Raw genomic sequence first — 18,593 nt, 5'->3', positions numbered from 1 at the left:
ATCACACGAACGAGGGGGGACCGCCCGGTTGGCGTTCGCCCCCGCCACGGGGACGTGCGGCCTAGTAGGACTTGTCCTGGCCCAGGACGTGCTGGGCCACGAAGTTGAGGATCATCTCGCGGCTGACCGGGGCGATCCGACCCGCCCGGACGGCGCCGAGCAGGGTCGCCACCCCGTACTCGGTGGTCATGCCTGCCCCGCCGAGAGCCTGGACGGCGGTGTCCACGGCGAGCGCGGCGGCCTCCCCGGCGGCGTACTTGGCCATGTTGCCGGACACCCCGGCCTCCAGGTCGCGGCCGGCGTCGTACAGGTTGGCCGCCTTCTGGATCATCAGGCGGGCGAGTTCCACCTGCACCGCCGCGTGCGCCAGCGGGTGCGACACGCCCTGGTGCGAGCCGATGGTCCGGCCACCCCAGACCTTGCGGGTGGCCGTGTACTCGGTGGCCCGCTCGATGGCGTACCGCCCGGTGCCGGCGCCCATCGCGGCCACTGTGATCCGCTCCGGGTTGAGCCCGGCGAAGAGCGCCGGCAAGCCGGAGTCCAACGATCCGCCGAGCAGCGCGTCGGCCGGCAGCCGCACGTCGTCGAGGTAGAGCAGGAACTGGTTCTCCGGCGACAGGATCTCCATGTCCAGTTTGGAGCGGGTCAGCCCGGCCGCGTCGGTCGGCACGAGGAACAGCGCCGGCTTCAGCTTGCCTGTTGACGAGTCCTCGGTGCGGGCCACCACCAGGACGTGGTCGGCCTCGTCCACACCGGAGATGTAGCACTTGCGGCCGGAGAGCAGCCAGTCGTCGCCGTCGCGGCGGGCAACCGTGGCGAGCCGGTGGAAGTTCGAGCCGGCCTCCGGCTCGGTGATCGCGAAGACGATCTTCTCGGAGCCGTCGGCGAGGCCGGGCAGGTGCCGCTTGCGCTGCTCCTCGGTGCCGTGCCGGGCGAGGACCGTGGCCGCGATGGCGGGGGACACCACAAGCAGCAACAGCGGGCAACCGGCCGCCGCCAACTCCTCGCAGACGATTGCCAGCTCGGTGATGCCGCCGCCCCCACCGCCGTACTCGGTGGGGATGTTGACCCCCAGGTAGCCGAGCCGGCCGGCCTCGGCCCACAGTTCGGTGGTGTGCTCGCCGGCCTTCGCCTTCTCGACAAAGTAGCTGTGGCCGTACCGGCGGCCCAACGCCCGCACGGCGTCGCGCAACTGGTCCTGCTCGGGGGTGAGGTCGAAGGTCATCGGGGGTCCTCCTCGGGGTTCGACGGCGCAGGGTCGCTCGGGGCGGATGCGCCGTCGATGACGGCCAGCACGGCGCCGGTACGCACCTGACCGCCGGCGGGCACCGGCAGTTCGGCGACGACGCCGTCGGTGGGGGCGAGCACGGGATGTTCCAGCTTCATCGCTTCCAGCGTGAGCAGCAGGTCGCCGGCCGCGACCCGCTGACCGACCTCGACGTGCACCCGGGTCACCGCTCCGGGCAGCGGCGCGAGCAGCGAACCGGCGGCCAGCTCCGCGGTGGGCAGCGGGAAACGCGGCAGCTCGACAAGGCTCGCCGCCCCGTCCGGGCCGTCCACGAAGACCTCCGAACCCACCCGGTGTACGCGGTACGCGCGCCGCACGCCGTCGACGTTCAGCACCACCCGGTCCCGGGTGGCCTCGACGAGCGCCACGGTCAGCGTGTCGGTGCTGCCGGGTTCGGTCGACCACTCGGCCAGGCCGCCCCGGCGGTCCAGGCGGTAGCGGATTTCGATCTCACCGTCCGGCCCGGTGAACCGGGCGACCTGCGCGACGGCAGGCACGTTGCGCCAGCCCGACGGCAGCCCGGCCAGCACCTTTGCGTCCGCGCGACGGCCGGCAGCCGACGCCAGGGCGCCGGCCAGCGCGAAGAGCGGCAGTCGCTCCGCCGGCACCAGCGGGGCGAAGACCTCCGGATGCCGGTCCAGGAAGCCGGTGTCGATCTCCACAGCATCGAACTCGGGGCTGCGCAGCACGCGGACCAGCAGATCCCGGTTCGTCGACACCCCGTGCAGCTCGGCCCGCGCCAGCGCGCCAGCGAGAGCCCGGGCCGCCTCGGCGCGGGTGGGTGCCCAGGCGATCAGCTTGGCGAGCATCGAGTCGTAGTGCACGCCGACAACGGAACCGTCCACCACACCCGAGTCGAGCCGCAGCCCTGCCCGCTGAAGACCACCGAACTCGCAGTCCACCCCGGGGATGGCGAAGCGGTGCAGGACGCCGGTAGCCGGGCGGAAACCCTGAGCCGGTTCCTCCGCGCAGAGGCGTACCTCGATGGCGCAGCCATGCGCGGACGGCGACTGGGCGTCCGCCGGCAACGCCGCGCCCTCGGCGACAAGCAGTTGCAGCCGGACCAGGTCCAGCCCTCCGGCGGCGGTCAGCTCGGTCACCGGGTGCTCCACCTGGAGCCGGGTGTTCATCTCCAGGAAGTAGATCGCCCCGTCGGGTGCCAGCAGGAACTCGACAGTGCCGGCGCCCACGTAGTCGACAGCCTGGCCCGCCGCCACCGCCGCCTCGTGCAGCCGCTCCCGCACCTCGGCCGAGACGACGCCGGGCGCCTCCTCGATGATCTTCTGGTGTCGGCGCTGGATCGAGCACTCCCGGACACCGAGCGCGGCAACCGTCCCGTGCGTGTCGCCGAAGATCTGCACCTCGACGTGTCGGCCGCGCTCGACGTACCGCTCGACGAAGACAGTGCCGTCGCCGAACGCCGCAGCCGCCTCGCGGCCCGCCGAGGCCACGGCCTCGGCCAACCCGGCGGCATCCCGGACGATGCGCATGCCGCGACCGCCGCCACCGGCGGACGCCTTCACCAGCACCGGGAAGTCGGTGACGTCATCGGTGTCGGTCCAGCTCGGCAGCATCGGCACGCCCGCCTCGGCGAGCAGCGACTTCGCCGCCAGCTTGTCGCCCATCGCGGCGATCACCTTGGCCGGCGGGCCGACCCAGGTCAGCCCGGCGTCGGTGACCGCCGCCGCGAACTCGGCGTTCTCGGCGAGGAAGCCGTAACCCGGGTGAACGGCGTCCGCGCCGCTGCGCCGGGCCGCGTCCAGGATGAGATCGACCCGCAGGTACGTCTCGGACGGCGTGTCACCAGGCAGCCGGACCGCCTGGTCGGCCTCGGCGACGAACGGCGCGTCGGCGTCCGCGTCCGAGTGCACGGCGACCGTCTCCACGCCGAGCGCCCGGCAGGTCGCGAAGACCCGGCGGGTGATCTCCCCCCGGTTGGCGACGAGCAATCGGTTGATCATGTTGGCTGAGCCTGCCTCTCGTTCGCCAGTGCGGGGTTGGGGTTCGGTGCGTTCCTCGTGCTCACCTGCTACATCCGGAAGACGCCGAAACCGTCGGCGCCCTTCACCGGGGCACTGTGGATCGCCGAGAGGCAGAGCCCGAGGACGGTACGGGTGTCGCGCGGGTCGATCACCCCGTCGTCGTAGAGCCGGCCGGACAGGAACAGCGCCCCGGACTGCGACTCGATCTGCTGCTCGACCATCATCCGCATCGCCGCGTCGGACTCCTCGTCGTAGTCGCGCCCCCGCGCTGCGGCCGCCTGACGGGCCACGATCGAGAGCACACCGGCGAGCTGTGCCGGACCCATCACCGCCGACTTCGCGTTCGGCCAGGTGAACAGGAACCTCGGGTCGTACGCGCGACCGCACATGCCGTAGTTGCCGGCCCCGTACGACGCGCCCAGGTTGACCGTCAGGTGCGGCACCGTCGAGTTGGACACCGCGTTGATCATCAGCGCGCCGTGCTTGATGATGCCGCGCTGCTCGTACTCGGTGCCGACCATGTAGCCGGTGGTGTTCTGGAGGAAGATCAGCGGGGTGTTCGAGGCGTTCGCGAGCTGGATGAACTGCGCCGCCTTCTGCGCCTCCTCGCTGAACAGCACACCCCGCGCGTTGGCCAGCACACCCACCGGGTAGCCGTGCAGCTCACCCCAACCGGTGACAAGCGCATCCCCGTACGTCGGCTTGAACTCGTCGAAGTCGCTGCCGTCCAGGATCCGGGCCAGCACCTCACGCGGGTCGAACGGCACCTTCAGGTCGCCGCTCACGATGCCGAGCAGTTCCTCCGGGTCGTACTTCGGCGGCTGCGGCACTGCCGTACGCGGCGACGGGCCGGCCTTGTGCCAGTTGAGGCGGCGGATGCACTGCCGAGCCAGCCGGATGCCGTCGCGCTCGTCGGAGGCCAGGTGATCGGCCAGCCCGGACGTGCCGGCGTGCATCGCCGCACCGCCCAACGACTCGTCGTCGGTGACCTCGCCGGTGGCCATCTTCACCAGCGGCGGCCCAGCCAGATAGACCTGCGAGCGGTCCCGAATCATGATCACGTGATCGGACATCCCCGGCACGTACGCGCCACCGGCAGTGGCGTTGCCGAAGACCACGCTCACAGTGGGGATCTTCGCCGCGGAGAGCCGGGTCAGGTCGCGGAACACCCGACCGCCCGGAATGAAGATCTCCGCCTGGGTCGGTAGGTCCGCGCCGGCCGACTCGACAAGGTTGACCATCGGCAGCCGGTTGGCCAGGGCGATCTCGCCGGCCCGCCGCGTCTTGGCGAGCGACCACGGGTTGACCGCTCCGCCGCGTACCGTCGGGTCGTTGGCCACGATCAGGCACTCCACGCCCTCGACCACGCCGATGCCGGTGACCACGCTGGCGCCCACCGGGAAGTCCGTGCCGTAGGCGGCCACCGGCGACAGCTCCAGGAACGGGCTGTCGGCGTCCACGAGCAGCTCGATCCGCTCCCGGGCCAGCAGCTTTCCCCGCTTGTGGTGCCGGGTCACGTACTTCTCGCCGCCGCCCGCGCGGGCCTGGTCCAGCGCCGCGTCCAGCTCGGCGAGCCGATCCAGCAGCGCCGCCCGGTTCGCCACGAAGCCGGGCGCGGACGGGTCGGCGGTGGTGTCCAGTGTGGTCACAGGCCCATCCCCTTTACGATGATCTCGTTCATGATCTCGGTGGCGCCGCCGCCGATGCCGAGGATCCGGGCGTCGCGGTAGTGCCGCTCCACCTCGGCGTCGCGCATGTAGCCGAACCCGCCGTGCAGCTGCAATGCCTGGTCGACGACCTGATCGCAGGCGGCCACCGCCACGTTCTTGGCCATCGCCACCTCGGTCACCACAGGCTCACCGGCCGCCACCCGAACCGCGACCTCGTGCACGTACGCCCGGGCAGCCTCGGCGCGGGTGTGCATCTCGGCGAGTCGATGCCGGACCACCTGCCGGCTGGCAAGCGGACGTCCGAAGGTCTCCCGGTCCCGGCACCAGCGCACCGTCAGCTCGACGCAGCGCTGCGCTGTGGCGTACGCCTGGGTGGCCAGCGAGAGCCGCTCCGCCGCGAAGTTCTGCATGATCGCCAGGAAGCCGGTGTCCTCCTCGCCGATCCGGTTGGCCACCGGCACCCGCACGTCGACGAAGGACAGTTCAGCGGTGTCCGAGCAGTGCCAGCCCAACTTCTCCAACCGACGACCCACAGTGAAGCCGGGGCTGTCCTTGTCGATGACCAGCAGGCTGACCGAGCCGCTGCCGGGGAAGCCGGTGCAGACCGCAGTGGTCACGAAGTCGGCCCGATGCCCGCTGGTGATGTACGTCTTCGACCCGTTCACCACGTAGTGGTCGCCGTCGCGGCGGGCCGTGGTGCGGATGCCCGCCACGTCCGAACCGCCGTCCGGCTCGGTGATCGCCAACGCGCCGATCATCGTGCCGGCGAGGGTCGGCCGGACGTACCGCTGGACGAGGTCGTCGTCGCCGGGCGTCGAGGTGCCGCCGAGCATGCCGCCCAGCGAGCCGCCGATGCCCACGCCCGCCGCCGCGACCATGTGCGGCAGCGCGATGCCGTGCGTGAACAGGGCCGCGATCAGGCCGGATGACCCGCCGGAGCGGATCACCTCCTCGGTCACGATGATCGAGTCGAGCAGGTCACCGCCGCTGCCGCCGACCGACTCGGGAAAGCCGACGCCGAGCAGGCCGACCTTCGCGGCGCTGGCGTGCAGGGCCCTCGGCACCTCGCCGGCCCGTTCCCAGTCGTCCAGGTGCGGCAGCACCTCCCGGTTCACGAAGGCCCGGGTCAGCTCGCGCAGTTGCCGCCGCTCCGGGGTGTCCACGATGCTCATGCCGCCGCCTCCCGGTCCGCTGCCAGGGGACCGGTCGGCACGCCCGCCGGCAGGTCGACGAGCCGGGAGCGCAGCAGCTCACCGAGCGCCTTGGCCTGCGGGTCGAACCGCGTGGACGCGGCCACCCCCGCCCCGAGCAGGCCCTCGATCACGAAGTTGACGGCACGAAGGTTCGGCAGCTCGTACCGCCGCACCACGAGCGACGCCGTCTCCGGAAGCAGTTCCGCCAGCCGCTCGACGGTCAACCAGCCGCGCAGCCACGCGTACCCGTCGTCGGAGCGCGCCCAGACGCCCAGGTTGGCGTCGCCGCCCTTGTCCCCGGAGCGGGCACCGACCAGTTCGCCGAGCGCCCCACGCCGGGTCGGGCCGTCGACAGCTGTCGCATCGCCAGGTGACGCCTCGGAGTCGGGGACGGGCGCGGTCTGGGTCGGGGGAGCGATCGGCACCCGCTCGCCGCCGGGCAGCACCGCCACGTGCGACACCGCGTCCTGCGGCACCGTGTCGGCGGTGAAGACGCCGTACGGCGTCGCGTCGCCCGGCAGGGTGGTGATCGTGCAACCCGGGTACGACGCCAGGGCCAGCTCCACCGCGGCGGCCGAGAAGGCCCGCCCGGCCCGCGTCCGGTCCATGTCGCGCAGGTGTACGTGGAGCAGGGCGCTTGCCGCCTCGGTGTCGACGGCGTCCGGGTGGTCGGTCCGGGCCAACGTGAACTCCAGCCCTTCCTTGCCGACCGCCTCCTCCATCTGCCCCCGCACCAGGGCCGCCTTGGCCTCGATGTCCAGACCGCAGAGGACGAAGGTCATCGAGTTACGGAAGCCACCGAGGTTGTTGACGCCCACCTTCAACGTCTCCGGCGGGGGAGTGCCCCGGACGCCGGAGACGCGGACCCGGTCCGGCCCGTCGGCGTGAAGCGTCACCGAGTCCAGCCGGGTGACCACGTCCGGCCCCAGGTACGCCGGTGAGCCGACCTCGTAGAGCAGTTGGGCGGTGACCGTCTCGACAGTGACCGCACCGCCGGTACCCGCGTGCTTCGTGAGCACCGCGGAGCCGTCCGGGTGCACCTCGGCGATCGGGAAGCCCGGCCGACGCCCTCCGTCGGGCAGCTCGGTGAAGAAGCTGAAGTTGCCGCCGGTGACCTGCGCGCCGCATTCGAGGAGGTGCCCCGCGACAGTCGCGCCGGCCAACTCGTCGTAGTTGTCACGACCCCACCCGTACCTGGCGATCGCCGGCCCGACGACAAGCGACGCGTCGGTCACCCGGCCGGTCACCACGACATCCGCCCCGGCGTCGAGACAGGCGGCGATCCCGAACGCGCCAAGGTAGGCGTTCGCGGTCAGCGCGTCGGGCCGCTGGAGCGCGTCACCCTCGACGTACCCGACCTTCACCGGCACGCCCAGCCGACCGGCGAGGGCTTCGACGGCGGCGGCCAGGCCAGCGGGGTTCAGCCCCCCGGCGTTTGTCACGATCCGCACGCCCCGGTCGAGAGCCGTGCCGAGGCAGGTCTCCAACTGGCGCAGGAACGTCTTCGCGTACCCCAGGTCGGGGTCGCGCAGCCGGTCGCGGCCGAGGATCAGCATCGTCAACTCGGCCAGGTAGTCACCGGTCAGCACGTCCAGCTCGCCGCCGTCGAGCATTTCGCGCCAGGCAGTGAACCTGTCGCCGTAGAAGCCGGAGGCGTTGCCGATGCGGATCACGCGCGGACTCCGTTCCGGCTGCCCGGTTCGCGGCCGGAGCCCGGCGGGCCGGCGAAGGCCTGCGCCACGTCGAGCCACTCGTCGGCGACCGGGCCGCTGGCCAGCAGGGCGAGATCCGCGCGATGCCGGCGCTGGGTGACAAGCAGGCAGAAGTCCAGAGCCGGGCCGGTCAGCCGGTCGGCGGCGTCCGTGGGACCCCAGGCCCACGTGTCGCCGCCTGGCGCGGCCAGCTCGACCCGGACGGGCTCCGTCGGAACCGGCCGGCCGTGGGCGGCAAATCCGTGCCCGAGAGTACGCACGCCCAGGTGTGCAACGTGCCGGAGCCGATCCGAGGCGGGGCGGGCGACACCGAGCGTGTCGGCCACGTCCTCGCCGTGGGCCCAGGTTTCCATGATCCGCGCGGTCGCCATGGAGGTGGCTGACATCCGGGTGCCGTACCAGGGCAGTTTCTCGCCTGCCGGCACCGCCGCGAGCGCGTCGGTGAGGGCTGTCCGGCCGGCCCGCCAGCGGGCGAGCAGTTCTGCGGGCGGGGCGAGGAACTCCTCGGCGCCGGCGTCGACCATCCGGGTCGGGTCCGGAGCGTTGAGCACGGTCGCGTAGAACGCCTCGGCGTCGGTGGCGGCAAGCACCGCCACGTGGTCGGTCCAGGCGAGGTGGGCGATCTGGTGGCCGATGCTCCAGCCCGGCGCGGGGGTCGGCCGCGCCCAGTCGCCCGCCGACAGAGGTGCTACCAGGGCGTCCAGTTCGGCGGGCTCAGCGGTGAGGTCCGCGAGCAGGTCGGTGAGGTCGACCATTGTGCCTCCGGTCGGTGCGGGCCGGTGCGGCCGGTGGTCAGGGGGTGAGCAGGGTGGCGAGTTGGCGCTTCCAGGTGACGAGCAGGGCGGCGCGACGGGCCGAGTCGTCACTGAGCAGGCTGGCCACGCCGAGCCCGCGGAGAAGGTCGAGGGTGGCCTGCACGGACTCCCGCACGCCGGGCCGGCGCTCGTCGACGCCGAGCAGCGAAACGGTGAGCCGGTGCATCTCCCGGCCCACCATCGCCTCCAGCGGCATCAGGGCGTCGCGAAGCTCGCGGTCGGTGCGGGCGGCGACCCAGAGTTCGAGCGCGGCGACGAAGAGCGGCCCGGTGAACGCGGCGGCGAGCAGATCAATCACCCGGTCCAGCCGCTGCGGGCCGGCCGGCAACGTCTCCGCCTCGGTGCGCAACTCGTCGGCCCGACGCTCGGCCAGGTGGGCGACGGCGGCCGTGACCAGCGCGGCTTTCGTGGGGTAGTGGTGCAACTGCGCGCCACGCGACACACCGGCCCGGGCGGCGACGACTGTGGTCGTGGTGCCGGACCAGCCGTGCTCGATCAGGCAGTCGACAGTCGCCTCCAGCAGGCGGGCCTGGGTGGCGCGACTGCGCTCCTGCTGCGGGACACGGGTCGATGCGGCGGACATGCGGGACAGCCTGCCGGCTCAGAAACAAACAGTCAAGACTGACTTTTTTTGGAGCGTCGCCGCTTCCAGGGAAGGGATGCGGTGGGGCGGGCGGCGCGGTGACGGCGGCGGGGGTGTGAGGTCGGTGTTGGTGGTGCTGCGAGGGCGGCGGCGGGGTCGGTGCTGACGTGGGGTTCGGTGCTGACGTGGGTTCGGTGCTGGCGTGGCCGAACCCCAGGGGACAGGCTGGGTACTGGTGTTTGCATCCTTTGGAGCTGATGTCGCAAACGAATCACCTGCGGTGTGGGGCCTGCGGACTCATCTCCTGGTTGCATCACGGCGGTCGCGTCACGGCGGTCGCGCCCCTCAACCTGCCATCGCTCCCGCCCCGCCCCGCCCCGCTCCCGCTCCCGCTCCTGCTCCCGCTCCTGCTCCCGCTCCTGCTCCCGCTCCTGCTCCCGCTCCCGCTCCCGCTCCCGCTCCTGCTCCCGCTCCCGCTCCTGCTCCCGCTCCTGCTCCCGCTCCCGCACAGGCCATCGGACCGCCGGGCTTGGCGGCCGCCTCGACCCGGTCTCGCCCGCTGATGTCGTAAGCGATTCAGCTCCAAAGGATGCAAACACCCAGTACCCAGCCGGTCCCCTGGCTACTGCCTTTGCGGCCGTCGCGAGGACTGCCGCTGCGACGACTGCCATTGCAGGGACTGCCGTCGCGAGGACTGGCTGCGGACCCTGCGGCGATGTCGCCGGTGAGCACGATGAGGTCGAACGGTGGAGACGTGCGGCTCGGGCGGCACCGCCCTCCAGCGCGGGCAGCACGCCGTGAATCTCGGAGAGCACCGCAGCACCGCAGCACCGCAGCACCGCAACTTCGCCAGAGCCGCCACCCTCGCGCTGACCGGCGTGGCCATACGCGAACGGCCCGGACCGCGCTTGGCGGTCCGGGCCGGAAGGCTCGTCACAGCCGGGGCGAGCCCGGCGGAATCACTCAGACGCGGGCGCGACGGGCCAGGCGCTCGGGGTCGAGGATGATGATGCTCTTGCCGTCCAGCCGCAGCCAGCCGCGCGAGGCGAAGTCGGCAAGCGCCTTGTTGACAGTCTCCCGGGAGGCGCCGACGAGCTGGGCGATCTCCTCCTGGGTGAGGTCGTGCGTCACCCGCAGGACGCCGCCGTCGCGGGTGCCGAACCGACCGGCCATCTGGAGCAGGTTCTTGGCAACCCGACCCGGCACGTCCGTGAAGATCAGGTCGGCGAGCGAGTCGTTGGTCCGGCGCAGTCGCCGCGCCAGCACCCGGAGCAGCTGCTCGGCGATTTCCGGGCGGTTGTTCAGCCAGGGCCGCAGGGCCTGCTTGCGCAGCCGCACCAGCCGGGTGTCGGTCACCGCGGTGGCGGTCGCCGTACGCGGACCCGGGTCGAAGAGCGACAGCTCACCGACCATGTCCGACGGCCCCATCACCGCGATTAGGTTCTGCCGGCCGTCGGCCGCCCGGCGGCCAACCTTGATCTTTCCGGACAGCAGGATATAGAGGCTGTCGCCGGGCTCGCCCTCGTTGAAGACGATCTCGCCCTTGCGGACCTCGATCGTCTCCATCTCCTTAGCGAGCGCCTCGGCAGCTTCCGGGTCGACACCCTGGAAGATCCCGCTGCGTGCCAGTACCTCATCCATCAAGCACCTCCGGTTGCGCGTGCCGTCCGTCGGCCCGGGGCCGCCGTCCGCTGATCCCCTCGCGCGCCGCCAAGTCTAGGCGCACGTGAGCATGAATCAGAGGTCGCCCCTGGAATCCTGATCGGTGGGCGTAACCTGCCCGACGTGCTGAGCGAGCCGAGTCTGACCAGCCGCGTCGAGAACGGGCAGCGTATTCCGCTGCTCGTCTGGCGCACCGACGGGCCGTTGCGGGCGGTCAGCAGTGGCCCGCTCGGCGGTGGCATCGGCGTCCGGCGCTGGGTGTTGAACGCGACGGTGCCCATGTCGTACGACCGGGACGACCCCGCTGAACACCTGGCCGCGCTCGCCGCGGACCTGGCGCTCGACGGGCCCGGAGTCGGTCTGCTGACCGGCGTCGATGTGGCCGAGGTGGTGGCCCGGACCGACACCGGCGTGCGTGCCTGGGCGACGGTCGGGCTCGGCACCCCGGTGCTCGCCGCCGCGCCGGCACCCACCGCGCTCACCCAGCACGTGGGCACGGTCAACATCGTGGTGTACGTCCCCGCGCGGCTCGCCGACTCCGCTCTGGTGAACGCCGTGGCCACCGCCACCGAGGCGAAGACCCAGGCGATCAGCGAGCTGGGGCTGCCGGGGACCGGCACCCCCACCGACTCGGTCACCGTGCTGTGCCCGGTGGACGGGCCGGAGGCCACCTACGGCGGGCCGCGCTCCACCTGGGGTGCCCCGCTGGCCCGGGCGGTCCACGCCGCAGTGCTCGCCGGGGGTGACCGGCTGGTCGTGCCCTGGTCAGACCAGCTGACCGGCTGAAGTTCCGACCGATCGGCCCTCGTCGGCGCGTTTACGGGCCGGTAGGGTCGCCTGCGATGTACGCTACCGCCCCCCTCGCGCCCCGCCCGCGTCGCCGCGTCGCCCTCGGCCTCGCCGCGCTGCTGGCTGCCCTTCTCGTCACCGGTTGCGCCGAGGCCGCCGAGGCCCCGTTGTGGCAGCCGGGCGCCGGCGGCGGTGGCACCGGAGCGCCGGTGGCCACGGCTGGCCCGAAGGCCAGCGGTGACGCCTCGGCCGACGCAGGGGGCGACGCCATCTCGTTGTCCGCGACCGGCGACATCATCATGGGCAACGCGCCGAACCGGTTGCCGGCCGGCGGCGGTAAGGGCTTCTTCGACTCGGTAAAGCAGGCGCTCAAGGCCGACCTGGTCATGGGCAACCTGGAGGAGCCGCTGACGGTGGACACCGGCACCGGCAAGTGCGGGGCCAACTCGACGCGCTGCTTCCAGTTCCGGGCTCCACCGGAGTACGCGGCCCACCTGCGCGACGCCGGCTTCGACCTGCTCAACCAGGCCAACAACCACGGCTACGACTACGGCCCCAAGGGCTACGAGAACACCCAGCAGGCGCTGGAGAAGTACGACCTGGAGCACACCGGCGCGCCGAACCAGATCACAGTGGTCGACGTCAAGGGCGTCAAGGTTGCGGTGGCCGGCTTCTCGTCGTACGTCTGGTCGAACAGCCTTGTCGACATCGCGAAGGCGAAGACTGTGGTCGCCAAGGCCGCCACGATGGCCGACCTGGTCGTGGTGCAGGTGCACATGGGTGGCGAGGGTGCCGACAAGACCCGGGTGAAGCCGGGCACCGAGATGTTCCTGGGCGAGAACCGGGGCGACCCGGTGAAGTTCTCGCACGCCATGATCGACGCCGGTGCGGATCTGATCGTCGGGCACGGGCCGCACGTGCTGCGCGGGATGGAGTTCTACCAGGGGCGCCTGATCGCCTACAGCCTGGGCAACTTCGCCGGTGGCGGCAATTCGCTGAGCAACAGCGGACGGCTCGGTTGGGGCGGGGTGCTGAAGGTGTCGCTCAAGCCCGACGGCAGTTGGGCCGGCGGCTCGTTCACCTCGACGTACATGAACTCCGCCGGCAAGCCGACGATGGACCCGAACGACAGGGGTCTGGGCCTGATCACCGAGCTGAGCCGCACCGACTTCCCGAAGAGCGGCGCTCGGCTCGACGCCGACGGCAAGATCTCCGCGCCGACGGCCGGTTGACGCGACGGGAACGTCCGGGGCGCGACGTAGGCTGACCGTCGTGACCAGTAGCCCTCCCGGTGCCAGCGAGACCGACCTCGGGCGCAAACGCCGTGCCCGCAAGATCGGCCGGGTGCTGGCCGAGACGCACCCCGACGCGCACTGTGAGCTGGACCACTCCAGTGCCCTGGAGTTGGCCGTCGCCACGATCCTCTCCGCGCAGTGCACCGACAAGAAGGTCAACGAGGTCACGCCGAAGCTCTTCGCCCGCTACCCGAGTGCCGCCGCGTACGCCGGTGCCGACCGTGGCGAGATGGAGGAGCTGATCCGGCCCACAGGCTTCTACCGCAACAAGACCGACTCGCTGCTCAAGCTCGGGCAGGCGCTCGTCGACCGCTACGACGGCCAGGTCCCCGGCCGGCTCGTCGACCTGGTGACACTCCCCGGGATCGGCCGCAAGACCGCGAACGTCATCCTCGGCAACGCGTTCGACGTCCCCGGGATCACCGTCGACACGCACTTCCAGCGGCTTGTGCACAGGTGGCAGCTAACCACCGAGACCGACCCGGTCAAGATCGAGCACGCGATCGGCGGGCTGTACGACAAGCGTGACTGGACCATGCTGTCGCACCGGATCATCTTCCACGGGCGACGGGTCTGCCACGCCCGCAAGCCGGCCTGTGGCGCATGCACGCTCGCGAAGCTCTGCCCCTCCTACGGCACCGGCCCGACCGAGCCGGCCGCCGCCGCCAAGCTGCTCAAGGGCCCTCGGGCACGGGACCTGGCGGTGGCAGCCGGGGTCGACCCGGATTTGGTGCCCGCCCAGGCGGTCGCCGCGGAGGTGCCGTGAACCGCCGTCTCGCCCTGCTCGCCCTGCCGCTGCTGCTGGCCGTCGCCGGCTGCACCGGAGGCACGACCGACGACGACCCCGCGCCGAGGCGGGCCGCCGCCGAGCGGCCGTCGCCGTTCCGGGACTGCGCCGCGCTGGGCACGTCGCCCACCTCCGCGCCGCCGACCGCCGCGTCACCCGGCGGCGGGCTGCCCGGGTCCGCATCGCCCGGCGCCGCATCGCCCAGCGCCGCATCGCCCGGCGCCGCATCGCCCGGGACCGGCGCGACGGCTCCCGCCAGCGGCGCGACGGCTCCCGCCGCAGGCGCTCCGGTGCTGCCGGAGCTGACCCTTGCCTGTTTCACCGGCGGTGCGCCCGTCGCGCTGCGCGACGTGGCGGGGCCGGCCGTGATCAACGTCTGGGCCTCCTGGTGCCCGCCGTGCCGCAAGGAGCTGCCCGCCTTCCAGCGGCTCAGCGAGCGGGCCGCCGGCCAGCTCCAGGTTCTCGGCGTGAACAGCCGGGACAGCCGCGGCGGTGCCCAGTCCATCGGTGAGGACTTCGGCGTACGGTTCCCGATCCTTGTCGACCAGGGCGAGGCGCTGCAACGGGAGTTGAACCGCAACGCCATCCCGCTGACCCTCTTCGTCGACACGCAGGGCCGGATCCGGCACATTGATGCCACAGGTGCCCTCGACGACGCCCAGCTCACCACGCTGGTCCGCGAGCACCTCGGCTTGGCGGTGCCGGCGTGACCGTCCGACCGCCGGGCTGGTTCGAGCCTCTGCTGGCCCGGCTGGGCACCGCCCGCGCCGAGGACTTCACCCGACTGACCACCCCCGCCGAGGGTGGCCGGGAGAGCGCCGTGCTGGTGCTGCTGGGCGAGCAGCCCGGCGTCGGGCCCGACGTGCTGGTCCTGCAACGGGCCGCCAACCTGCGCAACCACGCCGGCCAGCCCGCCTTTCCCGGCGGTGCCGCCGACCCGGAGGACGCCGACGTACGCGCCACGGCGCTGCGCGAGGCGAACGAGGAGGTCGGCCTGGACCCGGGCAGCGTGACCGTGCTCGCCGAGCTGCCGAAACTGTGGATTCCGGTAAGCGATTTCGTGGTCACCCCGGTGCTGGCCTGGTGGCACGACCCGCACCCGGTGCACCCTCGGGAGCCCGCCGAGGTGGCGCACGTGGCCCGACTGCCGGTCAGTGAGCTTGTCGACCCGGCCAACCGGATGCTGGTCCGCCACCCCAGCGGTTGGATCGGTCCGGCGTTCTCGGCGCGCGGCATGCTCGTCTGGGGCTTCACCGCCGGGGTGCTTGCCACCCTGCTGGAGATGGGCGGATGGGCCCGCCCGTGGTCGCGCAAACGGGTGGTCGAGTTGCCGCCCAGCGGGGCGACCCCGGCGCCGTCGGCCGGCACCGACGAGGTCGACGAAACCGCCCTACGCTGACCACGCGGTCACCTTCCGCAAGCGATGGTCATCTGTCGGGCGCACTGCCCGTACGCTTGACCCGTGTCCGTCGTGGATCTCGTCCTCCTGCTGCTCATGCTCGTGTTCGCGATCAGCGGATACCGTCAGGGTTTCGTCATCGGCATCACGTCGCTGTCCGGGTTCTTCCTGGGCCTGCTGCTCGGCCTCCAGCTCGGGCCGTTGTTCGCTCGGCAGTTCGTGGATGCCGGCACCCGCGTGCTGATCTCCCTGGTGGCGATCTTCGGGCTGGCCGTGGTGGGGCAGGCGCTCGCCGGCTGGCTCGGCTCGCACCTGCGCAAGACGATCACCAGCGACGTGGGCAGACGGATCGACGACGTCGGTGGGGCTTTCGTCTCACTGTTCGCGGTGCTCCTGCTCGCCTGGCTGGTCGCCGTGCCGCTCGGCTCGTCCTCGGTTCCCTGGCTCGCGTCCGCGGTGCGCAACAGCGCGCTGATATCTGTGGTGAACGGTGTCCTGCCGGAGCAGGCCCACCGGCTGTCCACCGCGCTGGAGGACACCGTCGACACCGACGGCTTCCCGGACGTCTTCGGCGACCTCGCGCCCACCCGGGCCCGACAGGTCGATCCGCCCGATCCGGCGTTGGCCGGCTCCCAGGTGGTGGTCAACGGCCAGCGGTCGGTGGTCAAGGTGCTCGGCTCCGCGCCGAGTTGCTCGCGCCGCATCGAGGGCTCCGGCTTCGTGTACGCCGACGACCGGGTCATGACCAACGCACACGTGGTCGCCGGCACCCGTTCGGTGGCGGTGGAGCTGGGCGGGGAGCGGTACGACGGTCAGGTGGTGGTCTACGACCCCAACCGGGACCTGGCCGTGCTGCTGGTGCCGGGGCTGCCCGGCCCGTCGATGCGGTTCGCCGCCGGCAACGCGGGCAGCGGCTCGGACGCCATCGTGCTGGGCTTTCCCCTCGACGGCCCGTACAACGCGCAGTCGGCGCGGATCCGTGACGTCGACAAGATCAAGGGACCGGACATCTACTCCTCCGGCGACGTCACCCGGGAGGTCTACACGATCCGGGCGCTGGTGCGCAGCGGCAACTCCGGAGGCCCGCTGCTCTCCGCGAACGGCTTGGTGCTCGGCGTGATCTTCGCGGCGGCGGCGGACGACCCCAACACCGGCTTCGCGGTGACCGCCGCCGAGGCCCGCCCGGTGGCGCTTGCCGGTGCCGAACGCAACCGTGCCGTCGCCACCGGCGAGTGCACCTGAGCGTCGAGCGACGTCAGTTCGGTCGACCGGCGGCTTCGCCGGGTGCTGCCCGCCAACTCGTGAACGCGGCAGTGGTCGCCGCGAGCACCGCCACGCCGAGCAGCCAGCCGCCGATCACGTCGCTTGTGAAGTGCACGCCGAGCGCCACCCTGCTCAGCCCGGTAACCACGGTGATCAGCACGGCGGCGATCCAGAGCGCGATCCGCGACGCTGCCCGCCCGGCGTACGGCAGGAACACCAGCAGGAGCACCCCGGCGGCCAGTGTGGCGTTGAGCGCGTGCCCGGAGGGGAACGAGTAGCCGGCGGCCCGTGCCACCGGATCGAGCAACTCCGGCCGGTCCCTGCCGACGAGCAGCTTGAGCAGCGGACCGAGCGACCCGCCGACAACAATCGTGGTGGTCACCCAGAGGGCCAGTCGGCGGGCGCTCCGACGCAGCAGCCAGATCACCACGAGCAGGGAGGCGGCCCGCAGCGGCATTGGCGCGAACACCTCGGTCCAGACCCGCATCAGCGTGACCCAGGCCGGGTGGTCGAGCGCGTAGGCGTGCAGCGCCTCGGTGACAGTCGTGTCCAGCCGGTGCAGCGGCGCCCACACCCCCAGCGCCAGCAGGGCGAGCAGGGCGAACGGCACCAGCACCAGGAACGCCGCCGTCACCGCCAGGGTCAGCCGCAGGCCAAGTGCCTGGTCCGGGTCGAGACGGCGGCGCCGCCAGGACGGCTGCCGGGTGGTGTCGAGGGTACGAGTGCCGGACGTACTCATAGGAAGGGGTCTACCCCGCTCGGCCGCCGATCAGCCCTGCCGATCAGCGGCTGCGCTGACGGAACCGGCGCACCATCAGGGCCGCGCCGGTGACGAGGGCGGCCAGCAGCACGGCCCCCGTCCACAGTTGCTCGGGCGCCGAATCGTCGGGCACGCCCGCCGCCCGGGCCGTCCACCCCGTCTGCGGCCGTGGCGCGGTGAAGCCGAGCGGGTCGCTGCCGGCGCCCTCCACCGGGTCGTCGTCGGCGGAACCGGGGGCCGGGCCGAAGCCGACCACACCGGGCGACGTCTGATCGTCCAGTGGGTTGGCGGTCACCGACGGCACCTGGGCGGTAAGCGCGGCCACCGGATCGACAACGCCGTACCCGAATCGGTCGTCGCGGCCGGTCGGCCCGAGGTCCCGGGCGGTGGCCAGCATCCGGTTGACCACCTCGCCGGCGGACATCTGCGGATAGCGGGACCGGACCAGCGCGGCGGTGGCCGCCACAAGCGGCGCGGCGAAGCTGGTGCCCTGCACCCGCCAGTATCCGGTGGGGGGCCGGGCGCCGACCAGGCCGGTGGCGGGGGCGCTGAGCACCGTGGCCCGGCCGGTGATCGACCCGGACCACAGGTTGTCGCTGTTGCCCTCCAGGCCGGCGACCGCGATCACGCCCGGCTCGCGGGCCGGGTACCACACCTTCGAGTTGGTGGAGGTGGCCAGGTTTCCGGTGCAGGCGACCACCACCACGTCCCGGGCGAACGCGTAGTCCAGAGCCGCCGCCAGAGCCGGGCTGTCGCCGCTGCCACCCAGCGACAGGTTGATCACGCGGGCGCCGTTGTCGACCGCCCAGCGCACGCCCTTGGCGACGATGAGCGCGTCGTCGTAGCGGTTCTCCTCGTCGAGCACCCGCACCGGCAGGATCCGGGCGTCCGGCGCCAGGCCGACCACGCCCCTCTTGTCGTCCTTGCGGCCGGCGATCAGGCCGGCGACTGTCGTGCCGTGCCCCACCGGATCCGGGCCGGCGCCGCCTGCGGGACCAACGAGGTCCACGCCGGTCAGCACCTGGCCGACCAGGTCGGGATGGGTGCCGTCCACTCCGGAGTCGACAACGGCGACTGTCACGCCCCGGCCGGTCGAGGTGCGCCAGGCCGTCTCGGCCCGCAACTCGTCGAGCTGCCACTGCTCGTCGCGGACCTGGTCGGTGCGGGCGACCGTGTCGCCGGGGGCGAACGCCATCGGCGCGCCGGCGATCTGCCCGCCGGTGGTGGGCGCCGTGACGGGTGCGGCGGCCGGGGCCGTGACGGCGAGCGCCGCCACCACACCGAGCAGCGCCCGGCCGGCGACCCCGCGGGTCGCTGCCGGACACCTGTGCCGAACCCCAGTCACATCCCCAGCCATTCACCCCGACGGAACCATGACGATCGGAGATTACCGGT

The 18,593-nt window shown here is 72.3% G+C and carries 16 protein-coding genes; 6 read left to right on the top strand and 10 right to left on the bottom strand.

Going from position 1 to position 18,593, the window contains the following annotated elements; translation table 11 throughout:
• Nucleotides 1–61: 61 nt before the first annotated feature.
• The 8 genes from ACFY2Q_RS12710 to ACFY2Q_RS12675 all read right to left on the bottom strand — a co-directional run bounded on the left by ACFY2Q_RS12710 (nucleotide 62) and on the right by ACFY2Q_RS12675 (nucleotide 10,884).
• Nucleotides 62–1,225: an acyl-CoA dehydrogenase family protein gene (locus ACFY2Q_RS12710; RefSeq protein ID WP_387129706.1), complete on the bottom strand. Its 1,164-nt coding sequence runs from the start codon at nucleotides 1,223–1,225 to the stop codon at nucleotides 62–64.
• Complete coding sequence (locus ACFY2Q_RS12705) at nucleotides 1,222–3,249, bottom strand: acetyl/propionyl/methylcrotonyl-CoA carboxylase subunit alpha (RefSeq protein WP_387129704.1); 2,028 nt, start codon at nucleotides 3,247–3,249, stop codon at nucleotides 1,222–1,224. The genes ACFY2Q_RS12710 and ACFY2Q_RS12705 overlap by 4 nt, the downstream gene beginning before the upstream one ends.
• Before the next feature lie 68 nt (nucleotides 3,250–3,317).
• Complete coding sequence (locus ACFY2Q_RS12700) at nucleotides 3,318–4,919, bottom strand: acyl-CoA carboxylase subunit beta (protein ID WP_387129703.1); 1,602 nt, start codon at nucleotides 4,917–4,919, stop codon at nucleotides 3,318–3,320.
• A complete protein-coding gene (locus ACFY2Q_RS12695) occupies nucleotides 4,916–6,112 on the bottom strand; it encodes an acyl-CoA dehydrogenase family protein (RefSeq protein ID WP_387129700.1) in 1,197 nt (398 codons plus the stop codon). Before ACFY2Q_RS12695 ends, ACFY2Q_RS12700 begins: the two co-directional genes overlap by 4 nt.
• Nucleotides 6,109–7,806, bottom strand: a complete 1,698-nt coding sequence (locus tag ACFY2Q_RS12690) for an acyclic terpene utilization AtuA family protein (RefSeq protein WP_387129699.1) — start codon at nucleotides 7,804–7,806, stop codon at nucleotides 6,109–6,111. Before ACFY2Q_RS12690 ends, ACFY2Q_RS12695 begins: the two co-directional genes overlap by 4 nt.
• Entirely contained in the window at nucleotides 7,803–8,600 is a 798-nt protein-coding gene (locus tag ACFY2Q_RS12685; protein WP_387129697.1) for a TIGR03084 family metal-binding protein, read from the bottom strand. The genes ACFY2Q_RS12690 and ACFY2Q_RS12685 overlap by 4 nt, the downstream gene beginning before the upstream one ends.
• A 37-nt stretch (nucleotides 8,601–8,637) precedes the next feature.
• Complete coding sequence (locus ACFY2Q_RS12680; protein ID WP_387129696.1) at nucleotides 8,638–9,243, bottom strand: TetR/AcrR family transcriptional regulator; 606 nt, start codon at nucleotides 9,241–9,243, stop codon at nucleotides 8,638–8,640.
• A 963-nt stretch (nucleotides 9,244–10,206) separates the two neighbouring features.
• Nucleotides 10,207–10,884 (bottom strand): Crp/Fnr family transcriptional regulator, encoded by a 678-nt coding sequence (locus ACFY2Q_RS12675; protein ID WP_007466162.1) that lies wholly within the window; start codon nucleotides 10,882–10,884, stop codon nucleotides 10,207–10,209.
• A gap of 144 nt (nucleotides 10,885–11,028) precedes the next feature.
• On the opposite strand from ACFY2Q_RS12675, the gene ACFY2Q_RS12670 reads away from it, so the two are divergent.
• From ACFY2Q_RS12670 to ACFY2Q_RS12645, 6 genes are all read left to right on the top strand, one after another.
• Nucleotides 11,029–11,691 (top strand): adenosylcobinamide amidohydrolase, encoded by a 663-nt coding sequence (locus ACFY2Q_RS12670; RefSeq protein WP_387129694.1) that lies wholly within the window; start codon nucleotides 11,029–11,031, stop codon nucleotides 11,689–11,691.
• A 56-nt stretch (nucleotides 11,692–11,747) separates the two neighbouring features.
• Nucleotides 11,748–12,926 (top strand): CapA family protein, encoded by a 1,179-nt coding sequence (locus tag ACFY2Q_RS12665; RefSeq protein WP_387129693.1) that lies wholly within the window; start codon nucleotides 11,748–11,750, stop codon nucleotides 12,924–12,926.
• Between the two features lie 40 nt (nucleotides 12,927–12,966).
• The gene (gene nth, locus ACFY2Q_RS12660) at nucleotides 12,967–13,755 is read left to right on the top strand and encodes an endonuclease III (protein WP_387129691.1); all 789 of its coding nucleotides are present in this window, start codon (nucleotides 12,967–12,969) and stop codon (nucleotides 13,753–13,755) included.
• On the top strand, nucleotides 13,752–14,486 hold the full coding sequence (locus ACFY2Q_RS12655) for a redoxin domain-containing protein (protein ID WP_387129689.1): 735 nt from the start codon (nucleotides 13,752–13,754) through the stop codon (nucleotides 14,484–14,486). Before nth ends, ACFY2Q_RS12655 begins: the two co-directional genes overlap by 4 nt.
• A complete protein-coding gene (locus ACFY2Q_RS12650) occupies nucleotides 14,483–15,175 on the top strand; it encodes an NUDIX hydrolase (protein ID WP_387129687.1) in 693 nt (230 codons plus the stop codon). The genes ACFY2Q_RS12655 and ACFY2Q_RS12650 overlap by 4 nt, the downstream gene beginning before the upstream one ends.
• 63 nt (nucleotides 15,176–15,238) lie before the next feature.
• Nucleotides 15,239–16,417 (top strand): MarP family serine protease, encoded by a 1,179-nt coding sequence (locus ACFY2Q_RS12645; RefSeq protein ID WP_387129686.1) that lies wholly within the window; start codon nucleotides 15,239–15,241, stop codon nucleotides 16,415–16,417.
• Between the two features lie 13 nt (nucleotides 16,418–16,430).
• Here the strand turns inward: ACFY2Q_RS12645 and ACFY2Q_RS12640 are convergent, their stop codons facing one another.
• The gene (locus ACFY2Q_RS12640) at nucleotides 16,431–17,177 is read right to left on the bottom strand and encodes a phosphatase PAP2 family protein (protein WP_387129685.1); all 747 of its coding nucleotides are present in this window, start codon (nucleotides 17,175–17,177) and stop codon (nucleotides 16,431–16,433) included.
• A gap of 43 nt (nucleotides 17,178–17,220) precedes the next feature.
• The gene (mycP, locus tag ACFY2Q_RS12635) at nucleotides 17,221–18,555 is read right to left on the bottom strand and encodes a type VII secretion-associated serine protease mycosin (RefSeq protein WP_387129684.1); all 1,335 of its coding nucleotides are present in this window, start codon (nucleotides 18,553–18,555) and stop codon (nucleotides 17,221–17,223) included.
• Nucleotides 18,556–18,593 lie beyond the last annotated feature (38 nt).

It is taken from the genome of Micromonospora sp. NPDC000316, from assembly GCF_042898885.1.
Classification (GTDB): Bacteria; Actinomycetota; Actinomycetes; order Mycobacteriales; family Micromonosporaceae; genus Micromonospora.
This window is presented reverse-complemented; position numbering and strand designations above follow the sequence as displayed.

Bases quoted from the DNA above. Each gene is read 5' to 3' on its own strand.
- ACFY2Q_RS12710 (WP_387129706.1), bottom strand. From the start codon at position 1,225: ATGACCTTCGACCTCACCCCCGAGCAGGACCAGTTGCGCGACGCCGTG.
- ACFY2Q_RS12705 (WP_387129704.1), bottom strand. From the start codon at position 3,249: ATGATCAACCGATTGCTCGTCGCCAACCGGGGGGAGATCACCCGCCGG.
- ACFY2Q_RS12695 (WP_387129700.1), bottom strand. From the start codon at position 6,112: ATGAGCATCGTGGACACCCCGGAGCGGCGGCAACTGCGCGAGCTGACC.
- ACFY2Q_RS12685 (WP_387129697.1), bottom strand. From the start codon at position 8,600: ATGGTCGACCTCACCGACCTGCTCGCGGACCTCACCGCTGAGCCCGCC.
- ACFY2Q_RS12680 (WP_387129696.1), bottom strand. From the start codon at position 9,243: ATGTCCGCCGCATCGACCCGTGTCCCGCAGCAGGAGCGCAGTCGCGCC.
- ACFY2Q_RS12675 (WP_007466162.1), bottom strand. From the start codon at position 10,884: ATGGATGAGGTACTGGCACGCAGCGGGATCTTCCAGGGTGTCGACCCG.
- ACFY2Q_RS12665 (WP_387129693.1), top strand. From the start codon at position 11,748: ATGTACGCTACCGCCCCCCTCGCGCCCCGCCCGCGTCGCCGCGTCGCC.
- ACFY2Q_RS12640 (WP_387129685.1), bottom strand. From the start codon at position 17,177: ATGAGTACGTCCGGCACTCGTACCCTCGACACCACCCGGCAGCCGTCC.
- mycP (WP_387129684.1), bottom strand. From the start codon at position 18,555: ATGGCTGGGGATGTGACTGGGGTTCGGCACAGGTGTCCGGCAGCGACC.